This is a genomic window from Vibrio sp. 970 (genome assembly GCF_033339075.1).
In genome coordinates this window covers 1-575 of record NZ_JAWOTW010000610.1, presented here as the reverse complement: position 1 = coordinate 575, position 575 = coordinate 1, and the positions used below count along the sequence as shown (strand labels likewise).

1 protein-coding gene is annotated in these 575 nt (G+C 48.7%); it reads right to left on the bottom strand.

All coding sequences use genetic code 11. From position 1 onward, the window contains the following. The coding region (purT, locus tag R7Q11_RS28160) for a formate-dependent phosphoribosylglycinamide formyltransferase (protein ID WP_225467225.1) at positions 1 to 575 on the bottom strand (575 nt) is incomplete at both ends.

The window sequence follows — 575 nt, the reverse complement described above, 5'->3', positions numbered from 1 at the left end:
CCATGCCAGTGTCGTGCGGGCGAGGAGAGACTTCATTGAAAATAACCTTATCACCTTTAACAAAGAGCTCTACGCCGAAAATACCGTACCCACCTAAAGCGTTTACGACTTTCTCTGCCGTGTACTCTGCTGCTTTGATTGCATTTTCTGACATCGCTTGTGGCTGCCATGATTCACGGTAATCACCATCTTCTTGACGGTGACCAATTGGCGCACAGAAGTGAACACCGTCCACTGCTCTAACGGTCAACAAAGTAATCTCGTAATCAAAATCGATAAAGCCTTCAACGATGACTCGACCTGCGCCAGTTCGGCCGCCTTCTTGTGCGTAGTCCCATGCTTTTTCAATATCGTCTTCCGTTTTGATGACACTCTGTCCCTTGCCAGATGAACTCATGACAGGTTTGACCACACATGGGATACCTACGTGCTCTACTGCGGCTTTAAAGTCATCGTAGTTGTCTGCAAATCGGTAAGGGGAGGTGGATAGGTCTAGTTCTTCTGCGGCTAAGCGACGAATGCCTTCACGGTTCATGGTGAGCTTGGTCGCTTTCGCAGTTGGCACAACATTCAGG